This window comes from Paenibacillus sp. 23TSA30-6, from assembly GCF_014858585.1.
Classification (GTDB): domain Bacteria; phylum Bacillota; class Bacilli; order Paenibacillales; family Paenibacillaceae; genus Paenibacillus.
Genome location: NZ_SLTL01000026.1, coordinates 37,254 through 53,299 on the forward strand (window position 1 = coordinate 37,254; position 16,046 = coordinate 53,299).

13 protein-coding genes are annotated in these 16,046 nt (G+C 48.2%); 9 read left to right on the forward strand and 4 right to left on the reverse strand.

Annotated elements, in window-relative coordinates:
- Positions 1 to 119 precede the first annotated feature (119 nt).
- Positions 120 to 425, reverse strand: a complete 306-nt coding sequence (locus E0698_RS20510) for a rhodanese-like domain-containing protein (RefSeq protein WP_014282339.1) — start codon at positions 423 to 425, stop codon at positions 120 to 122.
- A 271-nt stretch (positions 426 to 696) separates the two neighbouring features.
- Here E0698_RS20510 and aroA point away from each other — a divergent pair, with 271 nt between their 5' ends.
- The 4 genes from aroA to ptsP all read left to right on the forward strand — a co-directional run bounded on the left by aroA (position 697) and on the right by ptsP (position 6,360).
- Positions 697 to 1,989: a 3-phosphoshikimate 1-carboxyvinyltransferase gene (gene aroA / locus E0698_RS20515; protein ID WP_192512755.1), complete on the forward strand. Its 1,293-nt coding sequence runs from the start codon at positions 697 to 699 to the stop codon at positions 1,987 to 1,989.
- Between the two features lie 34 nt (positions 1,990 to 2,023).
- Positions 2,024 to 2,458 carry a CoA-binding protein gene (locus tag E0698_RS20520; protein ID WP_192512756.1) on the forward strand — a complete coding sequence of 145 codons (435 nt, stop codon included), beginning with the start codon at positions 2,024 to 2,026 and terminating at the stop codon, positions 2,456 to 2,458.
- A 276-nt stretch (positions 2,459 to 2,734) separates the two neighbouring features.
- A complete protein-coding gene (locus E0698_RS20525; RefSeq protein WP_192512757.1) occupies positions 2,735 to 4,618 on the forward strand; it encodes a glucose PTS transporter subunit IIA in 1,884 nt (627 codons plus the stop codon).
- Positions 4,615 to 6,360 (forward strand): phosphoenolpyruvate--protein phosphotransferase, encoded by a 1,746-nt coding sequence (gene ptsP, locus E0698_RS20530; protein WP_149093467.1) that lies wholly within the window; start codon positions 4,615 to 4,617, stop codon positions 6,358 to 6,360. The genes E0698_RS20525 and ptsP overlap by 4 nt, the downstream gene beginning before the upstream one ends.
- A 103-nt stretch (positions 6,361 to 6,463) precedes the next feature.
- Here the strand turns inward: ptsP and E0698_RS20535 are convergent, their stop codons facing one another.
- Positions 6,464 to 7,000 carry a type 1 glutamine amidotransferase domain-containing protein gene (locus E0698_RS20535; RefSeq protein ID WP_192512758.1) on the reverse strand — a complete coding sequence of 179 codons (537 nt, stop codon included), beginning with the start codon at positions 6,998 to 7,000 and terminating at the stop codon, positions 6,464 to 6,466.
- Positions 7,001 to 7,338: 338 nt separating this feature from the next.
- On the opposite strand from E0698_RS20535, the gene E0698_RS20540 reads away from it, so the two are divergent.
- From E0698_RS20540 to E0698_RS20555, 4 genes are all read left to right on the forward strand, one after another.
- Positions 7,339 to 7,785, forward strand: coding sequence for a hypothetical protein (locus E0698_RS20540; protein WP_149093469.1), 447 nt, complete (start codon positions 7,339 to 7,341; stop codon positions 7,783 to 7,785).
- Positions 7,786 to 7,885: 100 nt separating this feature from the next.
- Entirely contained in the window at positions 7,886 to 8,227 is a 342-nt protein-coding gene (gene ytxJ / locus E0698_RS20545) for a bacillithiol system redox-active protein YtxJ (RefSeq protein ID WP_134913588.1), read from the forward strand.
- A gap of 107 nt (positions 8,228 to 8,334) precedes the next feature.
- A complete protein-coding gene (gene ccpA / locus E0698_RS20550; protein WP_044648625.1) occupies positions 8,335 to 9,342 on the forward strand; it encodes a catabolite control protein A in 1,008 nt (335 codons plus the stop codon).
- Positions 9,343 to 9,453: 111 nt separating this feature from the next.
- A complete protein-coding gene (locus E0698_RS20555; protein WP_149093471.1) occupies positions 9,454 to 10,152 on the forward strand; it encodes a 5'-methylthioadenosine/adenosylhomocysteine nucleosidase in 699 nt (232 codons plus the stop codon).
- A gap of 20 nt (positions 10,153 to 10,172) precedes the next feature.
- Here the strand turns inward: E0698_RS20555 and E0698_RS20560 are convergent, their stop codons facing one another.
- Complete coding sequence (locus E0698_RS20560; RefSeq protein ID WP_149093472.1) at positions 10,173 to 10,805, reverse strand: GNAT family N-acetyltransferase; 633 nt, start codon at positions 10,803 to 10,805, stop codon at positions 10,173 to 10,175.
- 242 nt (positions 10,806 to 11,047) lie between these two features.
- Here E0698_RS20560 and acsA point away from each other — a divergent pair, with 242 nt between their 5' ends.
- A complete protein-coding gene (gene acsA / locus E0698_RS20565) occupies positions 11,048 to 12,763 on the forward strand; it encodes an acetate--CoA ligase (RefSeq protein WP_192512759.1) in 1,716 nt (571 codons plus the stop codon).
- A 127-nt stretch (positions 12,764 to 12,890) separates the two neighbouring features.
- Here acsA and E0698_RS20570 read toward each other — a convergent pair whose 3' ends face one another.
- On the reverse strand, positions 12,891 to 15,914 hold the full coding sequence (locus tag E0698_RS20570; RefSeq protein WP_192512760.1) for a penicillin-binding protein 1A: 3,024 nt from the start codon (positions 15,912 to 15,914) through the stop codon (positions 12,891 to 12,893).
- Positions 15,915 to 16,046: the final 132 nt, after the last annotated feature.

The following is a 16,046-nucleotide window of genomic DNA, read 5'->3' on the forward strand; positions in this document are numbered from 1 at the left end:
GTCTAAGCTTTCGGCACTGTGGTATGATAGGAATAGTTATTTTAACACATCACCGCGTCTAAGCTTTGAGTCACGACAAAAAAGACGGGAAGATCCCGTCTCATTTGGTGGGCAACATTTTACTGCTCTTGTGACCATTGCAGCATACCGCCGGTCATGTTAGTGCAGCCTTCATAACCGAGCTGTTGTAAATATTCGCAGGCTCGTTCGCTGCGATAACCGCTCCGGCAAATAAAGATAATTTCACCGGTACGTTCAATTTCCTCAAGACGACTTGGAATCTGTCCGAGCGGAATATGCTTGGCACCGTCAATCATGCCTTCCGCTACTTCTTCTGCCTCGCGAACGTCGATCAATTGCAGTTGTTCTCCTGCTTGCAGGCGTGCGCGAAGCTCAGAAGGTTCAATCAGGGCGATTTGCGTCATGGCTGGACCTCTTTTCTAATGTAAAATGGGTGCTGCGTGTGTTATTGACGTGTGCAAAACATCACACTCTCTATGTATGATAGCGAAGCTATCTCTAAGCTGTCAATCTGGCTAATCCTAAAGGCGTGTATAGATTAATGAATCGCCGGGATGAAACTCGGGCAGGCTTTGCTTGATATTCAGTGTTTTTTTCTGGTGGTGAAATGAACATCACAGCTTGTATAATTAACGTAAACTAGGATGGTTTGAATCGAAAAGGAGCATGTACATTATGGATGTTATCGTTAGACCTACCCCTTCGTTGCAAGGGGAGATTGGGGCCTTGTCCTCCAAAAACTACACTACACGCTATTTGCTGACAGCAGCGCTTGCCGATGGACGAAGTACCATTTATTTTCCGGCACACAGTGAGGACAGTGATGCTATGCGTCGTTGTATCGCTGATTTGGGGGCAGTGCTGGAAGAGGATGGTGAAAAAATAGTCATTACGGGCTTTGGCAGCCATCCTCGTGCTGTGAAGGAACTCAATGTAGGTAACGCCGGAGCAGTGCTTCGTTTTTTGATGGGGATCGCATCGCTGTGCCCGGATGTTACTTTCGTCAATACATATCCCGATTCGCTGGGAAAACGACCACATGATGATCTGATCGACGCATTGGGTCAACTGGGTGTACAGGTAGATCATCGTGAAGGTAAGCTTCCGATCCGCATTCAGGGCGGTCAGCCCAAAGGCGGCAAAATTCAGGTATCCGGTTCGGTTAGCTCGCAATATTTGAGCGCCTTGCTATTCCTCACGCCGTTATTGGAGGAAGATAGCGAAATTGAGGTACTGCATGATCTGAAATCCAAGGTGGTTATTGGTCAGACGCTGGAGGTGCTCCAAGAAGCAGGCATTATCATTCATACAAGTGATGATTACATGTCTTTCCGTGTGCCGGGACGACAATCTTATCAGCCACGCACATATACCGTGCAGGGCGATTACCCGGGCAGCGCCGCGGTGCTGGCGGCGGCTGCGGTCACGAACTCGGATGTCACCATCCATCGGCTAAAGGAGCAGAGCAAGCAGGGAGAACGTGCTATTGTAGATGTGCTTCGTATGATGGAAGTATCGCTGACGCACGAGAACGACACCGTCGTCGTGAAGGGGAATGGTCGTTTGAAGGCCATTGAATTTGACGGCGATGCTGCAACCGATGCTGTGCTGGCGATGGTGGCTGCGGCTGTATTTGCTGACGGCACGTCCCGTTTTTATAATGTGGAAAATTTGCGGTACAAGGAATGTGATCGCATTACCGATTATTTGAACGAACTGACCAAGGCCGGAGCTCGGGTGGAGGAACGTCAGGCTGAAATTATCGTACATGGCAGACCGGAGGGGGTTGAAGGCGGTGTTGAAATTAACGCGCATTTTGACCACCGTGTTATTATGGCTTTGACAGTTGTCGGTCTGCGGGCACAGAAACCGCTGGTGATCAAGGATGCGCATCATGTTGCCAAATCATATCCGCAATATTTTGACCATCTGACGACGCTTGGCGCCTCTGTAGAGTGGGTAAAATAAAAGTAAGTTTTAGAAGTGGACAGGAGGGGAAAGGATGGCTTTTGCAAATCCGTCAAGGGAAGAGATCAAAAGCATTTTGGAACAAGTAGGCAACATTGCGGTTGTAGGTTTGTCTGATAAATCAGACCGGACCTCGTATATGGTGTCTTATGCGATGCAAAAGCGGGGATACCGTATTATTCCGGTTAATCCTGCGGCAGCGGGGCAAACGATTTTAGGAGAAACTTGCTATGCAAGTCTCGAAGAAGTACCCGAGCCTGTCGAGCTGGTCAATGTATTCCGTCGCAGTGAGTACTGCGCGGAGGTTGCTCGTGAGGCGGCTGCTATAGGTGCGAAGGTTTTGTGGCTTCAACAGGGCATTATCAGCCAGGAAGCCGCTGACATTGCGCAGGAGCATGGAATGACGGTTATTATGGATCGTTGCATCAAGGTAGAGGATTCCATAACCCAAGCAGTACGTAAAGGATAATCTGGACATGAAGAAAAACCTTCACCCCTATGAAATACGGGGAGAAGGTTTTTGGTGTGTGGAAATTGGGCTATATTATGCTTACAGGAATCCATATAATGTATGTATGCCATTTTTGTGATATTATCTTGGTGAATGAGCTCAATCGACAGTATTGAGACGCTGATCTATACCCTCAAGTCGAGAGTCCATACCATCCAGACGTGAAGCAAGAGAATCGCTTTGACAAAAGTATTTATTCGACTTACCATCAGGGATAGAAAGGAGAGGAATGCCATGAATTGGCTCGGATCCTTACAACAGCTTGGTCGGGCTGTCATGCTCCCGACGATGGTGTTACCGGCTGCTGCTATATTACTAAGTCTCGGCAGCCTTCCCTGGTCCACGTGGGGATTTCCAATGGTGTCTGAAATGGCTAATGCAGCAGGGCGGGGGATTTTTTATTTTTTGCCGTACTTGTTTGCGGTTGGTGTAGCACTCGGCATGTCGAATCAGGCAGGTCAGGCAGGACTGGCGGCATTGGCTGGTATGGCTATATATGATCAGGTCACATTGAGATTTGGAAACGGACTCATTCATCCCGCGACGCTCATTGGCATCATTTTGGGTGTCATTTCAGGGGTGGCGTATAACCGCTTCAAAAGCATTAAGCTGCCTGAGGTACTCCAATTTTTTGGAGGGACTCGATTTGTTTTACTGCTGATTGGCTTGTTCTCCGCTGTGTTCGCAGGACTGATGCTGATAGTGGCACCACTCATTCAGAAAGGATTGCAATTTATAGCAGGTCTGGAATTGAGTCTGGGCGGCTTCGGATTGTTTATTTACGGTATTTTGTATCGGGTGCTGGCGGCTTTTGGCCTTCATCATCTGCTTAATAATATATTCTGGTTTCAACTAGGTACATATAAAACACCGTCAGGCGACATAGTGCAGGGGGATTTACCCCGATTTTTTGCTGGCGATCCGACGGCGGGCTATTTTATGTCAGGGTTGTTTCCGATTATGATGTTTGCGATTCCAGCCATTGCGCTGGCGATTATTCAGGAAGCGCGTGAAGATTTGAAACCGAAGGTGCAAAAGACGTTTTTGACTGCTGCACTCGTCTGCTTTTTTACTGGTGTATCAGAACAAATTGAGTTTGCATTTTTGTTTGCTGCTCCTTATTTGTTCCTCGTTCATGCAGTTATGTCAGGTCTGGCCATGTGGCTTACTTTTGAGCTGGATATTCATCACGGTTTTTCATATTCAGCGGGTTTTATAGATTACGTACTCAATTTCCATCTGTCACATAACGCCTGGTTGTTGATTCCGTTAGGCGTGGCGTATGGGCTGGTGTATTATGTGCTATTCCGCTGGGCGATTCGGAGGTTCCGTATTCCCACTCCAGGCCGCGAGGAAGGTTCGGTTCTGGAGGATTGGGCAGGCAATATTCCCTACAGCGCACCGCTCATTTTGGAGGCGCTTGGAGGGAAGGAAAATATTGTTCGGGTGGAAGCCTGCATTACACGGTTGCGCCTTACCGTCCACAATGACCGGCTGATTGATACCGGAGCGATAAAAGCTTTGGGCTCGGCTGGACTCATCAACCTGGGAGGGGGCAACTTGCAGGTTGTGTTCGGGACGTATTCGGAACTGATTCGTGAGGAAATCGCGAAGCTTATGGAGCGTGATCTTCCTCAAGTGTTGTTCAACGCCCCTGTGCATGGAAAAATGCTGCCGATTCACGAGGTACCGGACAAAATTTTTGCAACGAAGCTGGTCGGGGACGGAGTTGCTTTTGTTCCCGAACGAGGTGAACTTGTGTCTCCGGTGTATGGTACGGTTATGCATCTGTATCCGACCATGCACGCTTTAGGCATCTCTACACGAGAGGGAATTGAGGTTCTGCTTCATATAGGGATTGATACTTCACAGCTAAAAGGGAATTTTACTGCTATGGTAGAAGCAGGCGATACGGTGGAACCGGGACAATTGCTGATCAAATTTGATTTGCAGGCACTGCGGGAACAAGCTCCATCGTTAGTGACCCCCATGGTCATTACGAACCCGGATCGCGTGAAGTCATGGAGCTTTGCTCCGTTTAAAACAGTGAAAAAAGGTCAGGCCTCGGTAATGTCCGTTGTGCTGCATGACAGGAATGTTGGAGGGGTAGAGACATGATAGAAGGCATCGGCGCCGCCGCAGGTGTGGCAATCGGGAAGGCTTTTGTCCTGCCGAGCTGGGAGTGGGATTTACCTGAGCAGAAAATGGATGCGGTGGATCTCGCAAAGGAATTCGAGCGTTTGTATGAAGGGATCCGCACATCCAAAAGTGAAATCCAGTTTATTAAGGATGAGTTTCGGGAAATGGTGGGACCGGAGGAATCCAGCATTTTTGATGCGCATCTGGCTATATTGGAGGACCCTGAATTCATGAACGAGGTTCGTGGAATCATCGAGCGCCAATACAAAGCAGCCGAGGTAGCTGTTAAGGAAGCAATTGATCATTTTGTGACGATGTTTGATCTGCTGGATGATGAGTATATGAAGGAGCGGGCAATCGACATCAAGGATGTGGGGAACCGACTGCTCAAGCATTTACTGGGTGCGCCGGAAGTAACTCTTCCGAAGGACACACAGCCTTACATTCTGGTAGCCAAGGAGCTTTCTCCGTCTCAATCAGCCCATTTGAATCCAAGCTATGTATTAGGAATTGTGACTATGAACGGGGGCAAAACATCGCATTCCGCGATCATGGCCCGTGCGATGGGTATTCCGCTCGTTTCGGGACTGGAGAGCAACCTCAATTTACCTGTCCAGACGGGGGATATGATGGTTGTCGACGGAGACTTGGGTAAGGTTTATGTGGACCCGGAAAAATCCATTATTGATCATTATACGGCATTACGTGATGAGCAGCGCCGCAGAAAAGAACAGCTTCAGGTGCTCGCTTCCGTGGAAGCCGTGACCAAGGATGGAACTGAACTGAGGCTGGCAGCTAATATCAGCTCTGTCAAGGAACTGGAGGCGGCATTGAAGCATGGAGCGCAGGGTGTGGGACTGTTCCGCACGGAATTTTTATATATGGATCGAAACTCCGCACCGGATGAAGATGAGCAGTATGAAGTGTATCGGCTGGTAGCAGAAAAGGCAGGAAACCACTCCGTTGTTATCCGTACATTGGATATCGGCGGGGATAAGCCGTTGGACTATCTTCAACTGCCGGAGGAGGAAAATCCGTTTTTAGGCTATCGCGCTATACGTATCAGTCTCGATTGGAAGGAATTATTCAAGACTCAATTGACAGCTATTTTACGTGCTAGTGCGGCAGGGAATATCAAGGTTATGTATCCTATGATTTCATCGGTGGAGGAGATCCGTCAGGCGGATGCGATCTTGAAGGAAGCTATGGCGGATTTGGATGCGAGAGGCCTTGCCTATAACCCACATATCCAGCAAGGGATTATGATCGAGGTGCCAGCGGCAGCAATGATTGCCGATCTGCTGGCGGCTGAAACGGATTTTTTCAGTATAGGCACGAATGATCTGGTACAGTATGTGCTGGCCGTAGACCGCATGAACGAGCAGATTGCGCATATGTACCATCCATACCATCCGGCGGTGCTGCGGATGCTGCGTATGACGGCGCAGGCTGCTCATCAGGCAGGGATTGATGTGAGTGTGTGCGGTGAAATGGCAGGAGATGAACGTTCCATTCCCCTGTGGCTGGAGCTGGGAATACATCAGCTTAGCATGTCTCCCCAGTCCTTGCTGCGAGTCAAGCATCGTGTACTGAACACGTCCGCAGCAGAGGCAACGCTGGTTGCCCAGGCGTGCTTCAGCATGTCTACCGGCGCGGCGATCGAAGACAAGCTGACCGCAGTTAATGTCGGCTATATTCCGGCTGGGCCAGGACGCCAGTAATTATGCACTAATTGTGCATTTTGTTTTGAAATAAAAAAAGCACCTTCAAAACCACATTAGCCATGGTTTTGAAGGTGCTTTTGCTCATTTTATTGGAACTGACTTATTTCTGAGCATTGTTTGCCAACAGATCGCAAAACGCTTTTCCATATGGCGGAAGGTCAGGCGGGCGGCGGGCAGATACGATATGTCCGTCCGTCACGACAGCCTCGTCCTTCCAGATGGCGCCTGCGTTTTCCATATCATCACGGATACCCGGTGTGGATGTTACAGTGACACCGTCCAAAATTTTGGCGGAAATCAGGACCCAGCCTGCATGGCAGATTTGCCCGATAGGCTTTTGGGCGGCGTGAAACTCCTGTACAAGTTGAATCACCTTGGGATAGCGGCGCAGTTTATCGGGCGCCCAGCCTCCGGGGACAAGAATCCCGTCATAATCGCGGCTGTTCAATTCCTCAAAGGCATATTCCGCTTCAGCAGGTACGCCATATTTTCCAATATATATTTTGCCCTTTTCAGCACCGGCCAAATGTACTTCTGCGCCTTCTTCACGAACACGGTACACAGGGTACCATAGCTCCAGATCCTCGAATTCCTCATCTACCAGGGCGATAACCTTTTTTCCGGCAAGTCTTGACATCCAACCATCCTTTCGTGCGTCACATGATGACACCTCTGTTTTGTAATCTGTACTTTTACATCTTAAGAAAAAGAACGCCCGAAGTCCATTCCTTCGCAGATTCTTATGTTAGTAGTCTGCTCTTTGACAGCAATTGTCGTCATTTTCTGACCCGCCGAAGCTTTGGTAATTTGTTCATAGCTTCAATCTGTGGAAGGATTTGAGGTCCCAAAGTCGAAATAAAACAAGGTATGATAGTTTTAATGGAGTTTACAAATATTTTATAGACTAGTAGATAGATATATCTGGATTCTGATGAGATCCTCATATAGTTTGATCCTACGTAATGAGGTGGTTAAATGCATAAGCAATGCCAATGCGGTAAACCGATGGGGCTGGAGTTGAGAAAGGTGATATATGCGGACAAGGTTGAAATTTTACATGTTCCCGTATTTTCATGCCCTTCGTGCTTCTCGAGTGAGGTTTTGCAGCACGTGACGAAGGACATCAAGGAGCTGTTACAAAATTTGGGGAGCAAGCCTAATGCTCGGCGTATTTCCTTTGCCCGTAACAACGAGCTGGCAGAAATTATACGCAAGCTGGTGCTGGAGGAAGCGGACAATCCCAATGTAGACTGGCAATCCTCATTGGAGGAGCGAATGGAGCTTCGAATCAACCTGCTGCTGGACCTTTATCGTTATGCGAGAAGTCTGGGAGATGAGGATTGGATGAACGATGTACAGAAAAGATTGGTGCAATTATCCGGTTTTACCAGTGAATCGGTGTTTATGAATACAAAAAACTAAAAAAATGAAAATTTTCATGGTCACCATTGGATTTTACATGTTCTTTTTGTTACGATGTGAATAGGCCATACGACAAGACACAGAAAGGAATGTATATCCAATGGTGACGATGACGAAAATGACTACTGTTCAACAATTAAATTCGGCACTGGAAGCGTCATCAGACAAGCCGCTGCTTCTCTTTAAACATAGCACACGCTGTCCGATTAGTTCCCGCGCACATCAGGAGATGGAATCCTACTTGCAAGGCACTCCCGACGAAAATATTGAATACGGTATCATTTATGTAGTAGAAGACCGGCCGGTGTCCAATGAGGCTGCGGACAGGCTCCAGGTGAAGCATGAATCGCCGCAGGCCATCTTAATAAAGGACGGAGAGGCTGTCTGGCATACATCCCATTCGAATATTACAGCCCATGCGCTCCACGATCATCTCACATAGGCAGAATGAGCGCAGTCGTTGCATAAAGTAGTATTTTGTCGTATCATGGTTCTAATTAGTTGATCTAGGATTCGGTTGAAAATTTATTGGCAATGGAGAGAAGGAATGTGACGGTAACGATCTATGATGTAGCTCGCGAAGCCGGTGTCTCAATGGCCACGGTATCCCGCGTAGTTAACAATAATCCTAACGTAAAACCTCAGACCCGCAAAAAGGTGTATGAAGCGATTGAACAATTGGGATATCGCCCGAATGCGGTGGCTAGAGGTCTGGCCAGCAAGAAGACAACGACCGTTGGTGTGGTTATTCCGGATATATCGAACTCAATTTTTGCAGAAATTGCGCGCGGTATTGAGGATATTGCGAATATGTATCACTATAATATTATTTTGTGTAATGCCGATAAGCGGAAAGAAAAAGAGATTCGTGTCATCAATACGCTGCTTGAAAAGCAGGTTGATGGACTTCTGTTCATGGGCGGCACAGTAACGGACGAGCATATTCAGGCGTTTCATACGGCTGCGGTTCCTATCGTTCTGTGCGCAACGAGTGATGAGAAAGGCAGCTATCCTTCGGTTGATATTGACCATGAAGCCGCTGCTTTTGATGCAGTGAATACATTGATCCGCCACGGGCACCGTCAAATCGCGATGATTAGTGGTACTCTTCAGGACCCTGCGAACGGCTATGCACGTTTCCAAGGCTACAAGAGAGCGCTGGAAGCAGCAGGAATGGAGTATCAGGAAGATCTCGTGCGAATTGGGAACTATCGTTATGAGTCCGGTGTGGAGGCAATGAAGTATTTCCTGGGCCTCAAGAAAAAGCCAAGCGCAATTTTTGCGGCTACGGATGAAATGGCAATTGGTGCGATTCATAGCATTCAGGATGAAGGCTTGAAAGTACCGGACGATTTCTCTGTCATCAGTGTGGACAATATCCGTATGGCTTCCATGGTTCGTCCGCAGCTTACGACAGTAGCGCAACCGATGTACGATTTGGGTGCAGTAGCGATGCGTTTGCTGACCAAGCTGATGAAGAAGGAAAATGTGGAAAATCCTCGCGTCATTTTGCCGCATGAAACGATTTTGCGGTTGTCGGTTAATTATCTAGACTAGACAGATTTGTTAACAGGATAGACCTTCGATGAAAGCTCCTTTAATGGAGCTTTTTTCGTGAATACATAGTCCATAATGCACATCATTAAACAAAGAATAGAGGGATTTGAGATGAGTCGAATTTATGGATTAATTGGTGCCATGGATGAAGAAATTGAACTGCTGCTTGCTGCAATGACTGAAGTTAGTAAGTCGGTCAAGGCTGGAATCACCTATACAAAGGGAGTCATTCACGGTCAACAGATTGTCGTATGCAAGTCCGGTGTAGGTAAGGTCAATGCTGCGGTAACAACACAAATCCTTATCGATAGCTTTGGAGTAGAACAAATCATATTTACAGGAGTGGCAGGGGCGGTGCATCCGGATTTAAATATTGGGGATATCGTGATTTCCTCCACATGTATGCAGCATGATATGGATGTAACGCCTTTGGGTTATGCCAGAGGGGTCATTCCTTATCAGGATACCTCGGAGTTTGCGGCTGATCCTGATCTTGTTCGTCTGGCTGAGCAAGCCTGTCAATCCTTCGGCGATCGTTATATTGTCGGCAAGGTGCTTTCCGGTGACCAGTTTGTCGCCAGCCGTGAGCTGGTAGCTGCATTGCATCAGGAGATGGACGGTGCTTGTACCGAGATGGAGGGCGCAGCAGTGGCTCAGACAGCCCATATGAACGCTGTGCCTTACGTTGTCCTCCGCTCTATGTCTGATAAGGCAGACGGATCTGCCCACGTTAATTTTGGCGAATTTACAGTAGCATCTTCCCATCGTTCGCATCGAATTGTGGAATATATGCTGAAGCATTTGGGTTAGAAGGCTAGTGGTGTAACATTTTAATACATGAATCTTCTCACAAACCGGATACGGTCAAATTGTTCCTGTGATGTGAGGGGGACATCCTCTCCCATTCGGACCATTAGGCAATTCGCCGGGTGGGAGCATATTTCAGGATCATCCGTAGCGTACCAGACCATATCCACCGTTTTCATCAGACGTTCCATCATGCGGCGGTATTCCCATACGGAGAGACCGCTGCCTTTTAAATCCCAATGCCAATAGTACTCAGTCGTAAAAATGATATAGGATTCCAGTTGTCCGTCCTCAAAGGCGACCCGAATCATTTGGCTTCCCAGACCCAGTCCGCGATATTCGTCGGCTACCTCAATCGCTCCAAGTTCCAGCAGGTCCTTCATTCTGGCTTCGGACCAGCGTTCCATCTCATCCGGATAGTGAAAAGTCACGTATCCGAGAATGGTTTCCCCGTCATGAGCGATGATAATCCTGCCTTCCGGCAGTCCCGAAATATCCACCAGCGCGTCGAATTGCTCCTTCGGCTTGCGAAAGGCGTCGAGATGTGGATGCATTTGAAATGAACGCAGTTGTTCAGCGGATACGGGGCCTTCTACGTAGATCCTTTGCCCGTTATGACTCAGCGTGTCCAAATGGTGCAGTTTTAAATGCTGCATACATGCGCCTCCTTGTTTACCGTGACCTAGCTCCCCATATCCCCTACTTATAGCAAAAAAACAAATAAATGAAAAGGATGGTCGTCACATCCTCACCTATGATATACTGTTTTAGACATAAATTGTTCACAATTAGTCGCTTTTATCAGATGTTAAACAAAGGAATTGACATGCTTGTATTGAATTTGTAAGCGTTATCATGTTCTGTATTATTCTCATTATATCGTGAGGAGGCTGAACGCATGAAGATTGAAGAACTCCAGGCTGTAGTTCCCACATCCAACATGGGCCCGTATGAACAAGCTTACAACCGCTTTCAGTGGGAAGATGCAGAGCGTCATTTTACGTGGTATGAATCAGGCAAGGTGAACATGGCGCACGAAGCGATTGACCGGCATGTAGAGGAAGGGAGAGGTGACAAAACGGCGCTGTTGTATTGTGACGCGAACCGCCATGAAGCCTACACCTTTTCTGAGTTGCGTGCCAGCTCCAACAGGTTTGGCAATGTGCTGCGAAAATACGGCATTGGCAAAGGGGAGCGGGTATTTATATTCATGCCGCGTTCACCTGAGCTGGTCATTAGTCTGCTTGGCATTTTGAAGGTAGGAGCAGTCGTCGGGCCTTTGTTTGAGGCGTTTATGGAAACGGCGGTCAAGGATCGGCTGGAAGATAGCGGAGCAGTGGCGCTGGTGACCACGCCTGCACTTCTTTCACGCGTAAAGCGTGAGGAACTTCCGGAGCTGCGGCATATTTTTGTGGTTGGCGATGTGGACGAACGGGAGCAAGGGATTATTGATTTTGAAACGGAAATGCTTACGTCCTCCGAGGAACTTGAACCGGAATGGCTGAGTCGTGAGGATGGGTTGATTATTCATTACACGTCAGGCTCAACGGGCAAGCCTAAAGGTGTATATCATGTGCAAAACGCGATGATTCAGCACTATTATACCGGTAAAATGGTGCTTGATTTGCGTGAAGATGATGTGTATTGGTGTACAGCCGATCCCGGCTGGGTTACAGGAACGTCCTACGGCATTTTCGCCCCGTGGCTGAATGGAGCAACAAATGTGATCCGTGGCGGTCGTTTTAGTCCCGAGGATTGGTACCGAACGATTGAGCGCCACGAGGTGACTGTATGGTATAGCGCTCCTACCGCGTTTCGGATGCTCATGAGCGCAGGGGAGGATATCGTTGCCAAATATGATCTCGGAAGCCTGCGGCATGTGTTATCCGTCGGGGAACCGTTAAATCCCGAGGTGGTACGCTGGGGCTGGCAGGTATATAAGCAGCGTATTCATGATACCTGGTGGATGACGGAAACGGGTGGTCAAATGATTTGTAATTACCCTGAGCTGCCGATTAAGCCCGGCTCGATGGGAAAGCCCCTGCCTGGTATTCAGGCGGCTATTCTGGACGACAGAGGGCAAGTGCTGCCGCCTAATCGAATGGGGCACTTGGCGATACGTACACCGTGGCCCTCTATGATGAATCGTATATGGAACAACCCGAACAAATTTCAGGAGTATTTCCGTTTTTCCGGTTGGTATGTGTCCGGTGATTCTGCCTATATGGATGAGGACGGATACTTCTGGTTTCAGGGGCGTATTGATGATGTCATTAATTCCTCAGGGGAGCGGATCGGTCCATTTGAGGTCGAGAGCAAGCTTCTGGAGCATCCCGCTGTAGCAGAGGCTGGAGTGATCGGAAAGCCGGATACTGTGCGGGGAGAGATCATTAAAGCTTTTATCGCACTCCGTGAAGGCTACACCCCCTCTGAAGCTTTGCAGCAGGATATTTATCGCTTTGTCAAAGAAGGGCTGTCTGCCCATGCTGCACCACGCGAAATTGAGTTTAAGGAAAAGCTGCCCAAAACCCGTTCCGGTAAAATTATGAGACGTGTACTCAAAGCCTGGGAACTTAATCTTCCTACAGGAGATTTGTCTACCATAGAGGATTGAAATGCTTTTTAAGAAAGATACAAAAAAGGGAGTCTCCAAAGCCGTGATAGCTGAGGGACTCTCCTTTTGTTGGTGCTGATAAAGTAGATTTTTACCAAATATTAATATTTGTTGCTGTTGTGAGCTGTTATGGACGAACGGCTCCGGAAGGAGCTGATTCCCCCAAGGCATTCATGGAAGTGATGCGGAACCAACCCTTCGGTTTGCTGCCCGCTTTATATTGAAAGCTGGTGGATGCGGTGGAGCCGATGTTTGTAAAAGGCTCCGCACCGCTTTCACTGTAATACACTTTATAGCCTGTAATCGCATCCGCAGGCTTTCCTGCACTCCATTGGAGCGCTACGGCTGAGCCTGCTGCTTTCGCTTGAGGCTGCCCAGGAGCGGTAGGAATCTCCGTAGGCTGCGCACCCGTTCCATCTCCTTCACCCGGTACAACTGGATTCCCAGGATCAACAGGTGGCACTACAGGTGCTGCACTTGCTTGGGAGCTTGGCCCTGACTCATGTCCACCTACATCAACGGCGGTTACGTAGTAGCTGGAGCTGCTGCCACCCGGGCTGTCAGAGAACACTTTAGAGCCGTCAGCCATGACGACCTTGCCAAGCCGTTGGAAACTGCTCCCATCCGTAGAACGATATAGACGGTATCCTACGACATCGCTGTTTCCGCTTGGGCTAAAGCTGATCATAGCTTTGCCGTCACTATAGCTTACGCCAACGTTAGACGGAGCACTAGGATCGGCTCCATCGTCTTTACGCGGATCAATCCGGGTAGGAGCCGCCTTATCTGCATCCTGAGGCAGATAGTAGGACAACGAATTATGTCGTCTCATCACCGTAAAGGCTTGCTGGAGCTCTTTAATCAGCTCTGAAATCGGTTTTTCCCGTTTACTAACGGTCCGCTCGTTTAACATGTCATCTGGTGTGCCGTCCCGTGGAATGTAATTGACACCTTGATAGGTAATATATTTGGCACGAGTGACACCATTTTCACTGTTTTTGGGTGGATACTTACTGTTGTAAATATCCGAACCGTATGCGGACGCTGTTCTTGTTACAATACCGTCTGGTCGCTTGAAGCTGTCGGTTTGGAACAGATCCGGATCCTTTGCGGTCACTTCATTCATGATTTGCGCCCAAAGGCGACGTGCCCGCTCTTTTTGTGCTTTTGTTTCGAGCTTATTGACAGGTTGCTTGTAACCAACCCATACACCCAGTGTGACGTCAGGCGTAAAGCCCTCGAACCATACATCGGTATAGGATTGTGTAGTGCCTGTTTTACCGGCAATCGGAATCTTGCCAGCTTGATCGAAATTACGCTTCACCAGTCTGCCTGTACCTTCCGACACGGCTGTACGCAGCATATCCGTCATCAGATAGGCGGTTTGTGGTGTAAAGGCTTGTACAGGATTAGGCTGATGCTTATAAACAATATTGCCTTGCGAGTCCACAATCTTTTCAATCATGTAGGCGTCATTAAATACACCGCCATTTGGAATCGAACCATAAGCATTCGTCAGTTCCTCAACTGTGACCCCGTGGGCCAAGCCGCCGAGTACACCTGTCTGGGCATTGTTATCGCTTGGTTCCAAGGTGGTAATGCCTAGCTTCTTGGCAAAATCCCAAGCTTTGCTGATACCTACTTTTTCGTTAAACAACTTGAGTGCTATCGTATTTAGTGACTGATTCAGCGCATAACGGGCCGTAACCAGCCCCTGATAGCGGTTATTGGCGTTTTTCGGGATGTGATACCCATTGCTGCCATCCTTCAAAATAATAGGTGCATCATCCACGATGCTGCCAGGCTGCACGAGACCGCTGTCCAATGCAGGGAGATAGGCGGCAATCGGCTTCATAGCCGATCCCGGCTGGCGTACCATCTGGGTCGCATAATTCATCTGTTCCTTTTGGAAATCCCGGCCTTCCATCATACCGAGAATCGCGCCTGTTTTATGCTGGATAAGAATCGCGGCCGCTTGCTCGTCTCCCTTGGTTTTACTTGTGGAAGAAAAATTATTCTTGTTCTCTGCAATTTGGCGCATCGACTTGTAGATGCTTTTATCAATAGTGGTGTATACCATATAACCACCTGTTCGAAGCTGCTGTTCAGCTTCTTTGAGCAAGTCGTTATCATCCTTGGTTTTGGCATCTGCACTGGCATTGGCCGCTTGACCCGGATTTGTGACTGACATAAGTGCCTGTGCCGCTTGCCGTTCCGTTTCCATCATAAGATACGGATACGTGTTATAGGCTTTAACAGTGCGTGGAGCGAGCGACTTTTTGATATCAAAAGCCATCGCCTCATCATACTGTGCCTGATTGATTTTATTCTCCTCCAGCATTCGGCTGAGTACCAGGTGCTGGCGGTTGATCGCCCTTTTAAAGCCGGACTCGTTAAATTCACCCTTACCGTTGTAAGCGGAATAAGAGGAAGGAAGCTGTGGCAGACCTGCTAGATAGGCGGCTTGAGCCACATTCAGCTCATTCAGATCATTCTCATTAAAAATACCTTTGGCCGCTGCTTTGATCCCAAAGACGTTATAACCGCTTGATCCGTTACCAAAAGGTACTTTATTGAGATAGGCCGTAATAATTTGCTGCTTGCTCAGGAAGCGCTCAAGGCGCAGAGAGAGCAAAATTTCCTTGACCTTGCGGTCATCCGTGCGATCCAGATTCAGAAAGACACGACGGGCAAGCTGCTGGGTCAGGGTGCTTCCTCCGGTTTGTACGGATTCATGCAGCGCTTTTTGTTTTATAGCCCGCAGCGTTCCCGACAGATCGACACCTTTATGCTCGTAAAAATGGTTATCTTCAATAGCAATGACTGCGTTAATGACGAGTTGCGGAATCTCCTTAAACGTGACAGGACGTCGATCTTCTTCTGTCCGGAGCTGTCCGATAGGGGAGCCATCATTGAAATAAGCAAAGCCTGTAATTGCATTTTTGTCTACTTCCTGTTCAATCATGGATCTGGAGCGTACAGGCTCGCTTTTCACAATAGAGGCTACATAGCCGGCTGCGGCTCCTCCTGCGAACAGCGCTCCCATAAAACAGATGATGACGACCCACTTTATGACACGGCCGAGCCTCCGCATGGTTGTCCGTAAGCGGGAAGGCTTTGGCTCTGACACATTGTTGTTTTCTTCAACCATTAAGTCTTCCTCCTTTATAACAGCCATTATTATAGCATAAAATTACAAAATGAACCCATATGCTAAAAAGCCTGTCTTTTGGTGTCGTTGACTCTATAAAAGTGGTGTGTTATAAATAGGTCAAAGTAAATA

What these genes read in the sequence shown, in the direction of transcription:
- E0698_RS20540 (WP_149093469.1), top strand. Translation starts at nt 7,339, where the DNA reads ATGCATAAGCAATGCCAATGCGGTAAACCGATGGGGCTGGAGTTGAGA.
- aroA (WP_192512755.1), top strand. Translation starts at nt 697, where the DNA reads ATGGATGTTATCGTTAGACCTACCCCTTCGTTGCAAGGGGAGATTGGG.
- E0698_RS20520 (WP_192512756.1), top strand. Translation starts at nt 2,024, where the DNA reads ATGGCTTTTGCAAATCCGTCAAGGGAAGAGATCAAAAGCATTTTGGAA.
- ytxJ (WP_134913588.1), top strand. Translation starts at nt 7,886, where the DNA reads ATGGTGACGATGACGAAAATGACTACTGTTCAACAATTAAATTCGGCA.
- acsA (WP_192512759.1), top strand. Translation starts at nt 11,048, where the DNA reads ATGAAGATTGAAGAACTCCAGGCTGTAGTTCCCACATCCAACATGGGC.
- E0698_RS20560 (WP_149093472.1), bottom strand. Translation starts at nt 10,805, where the DNA reads ATGCAGCATTTAAAACTGCACCATTTGGACACGCTGAGTCATAACGGG.
- E0698_RS20510 (WP_014282339.1), bottom strand. Translation starts at nt 425, where the DNA reads ATGACGCAAATCGCCCTGATTGAACCTTCTGAGCTTCGCGCACGCCTG.
- E0698_RS20555 (WP_149093471.1), top strand. Translation starts at nt 9,454, where the DNA reads ATGAGTCGAATTTATGGATTAATTGGTGCCATGGATGAAGAAATTGAA.
- E0698_RS20570 (WP_192512760.1), bottom strand. Translation starts at nt 15,914, where the DNA reads ATGGTTGAAGAAAACAACAATGTGTCAGAGCCAAAGCCTTCCCGCTTA.
- E0698_RS20525 (WP_192512757.1), top strand. Translation starts at nt 2,735, where the DNA reads ATGAATTGGCTCGGATCCTTACAACAGCTTGGTCGGGCTGTCATGCTC.
- ptsP (WP_149093467.1), top strand. Translation starts at nt 4,615, where the DNA reads ATGATAGAAGGCATCGGCGCCGCCGCAGGTGTGGCAATCGGGAAGGCT.
- E0698_RS20535 (WP_192512758.1), bottom strand. Translation starts at nt 7,000, where the DNA reads ATGTCAAGACTTGCCGGAAAAAAGGTTATCGCCCTGGTAGATGAGGAA.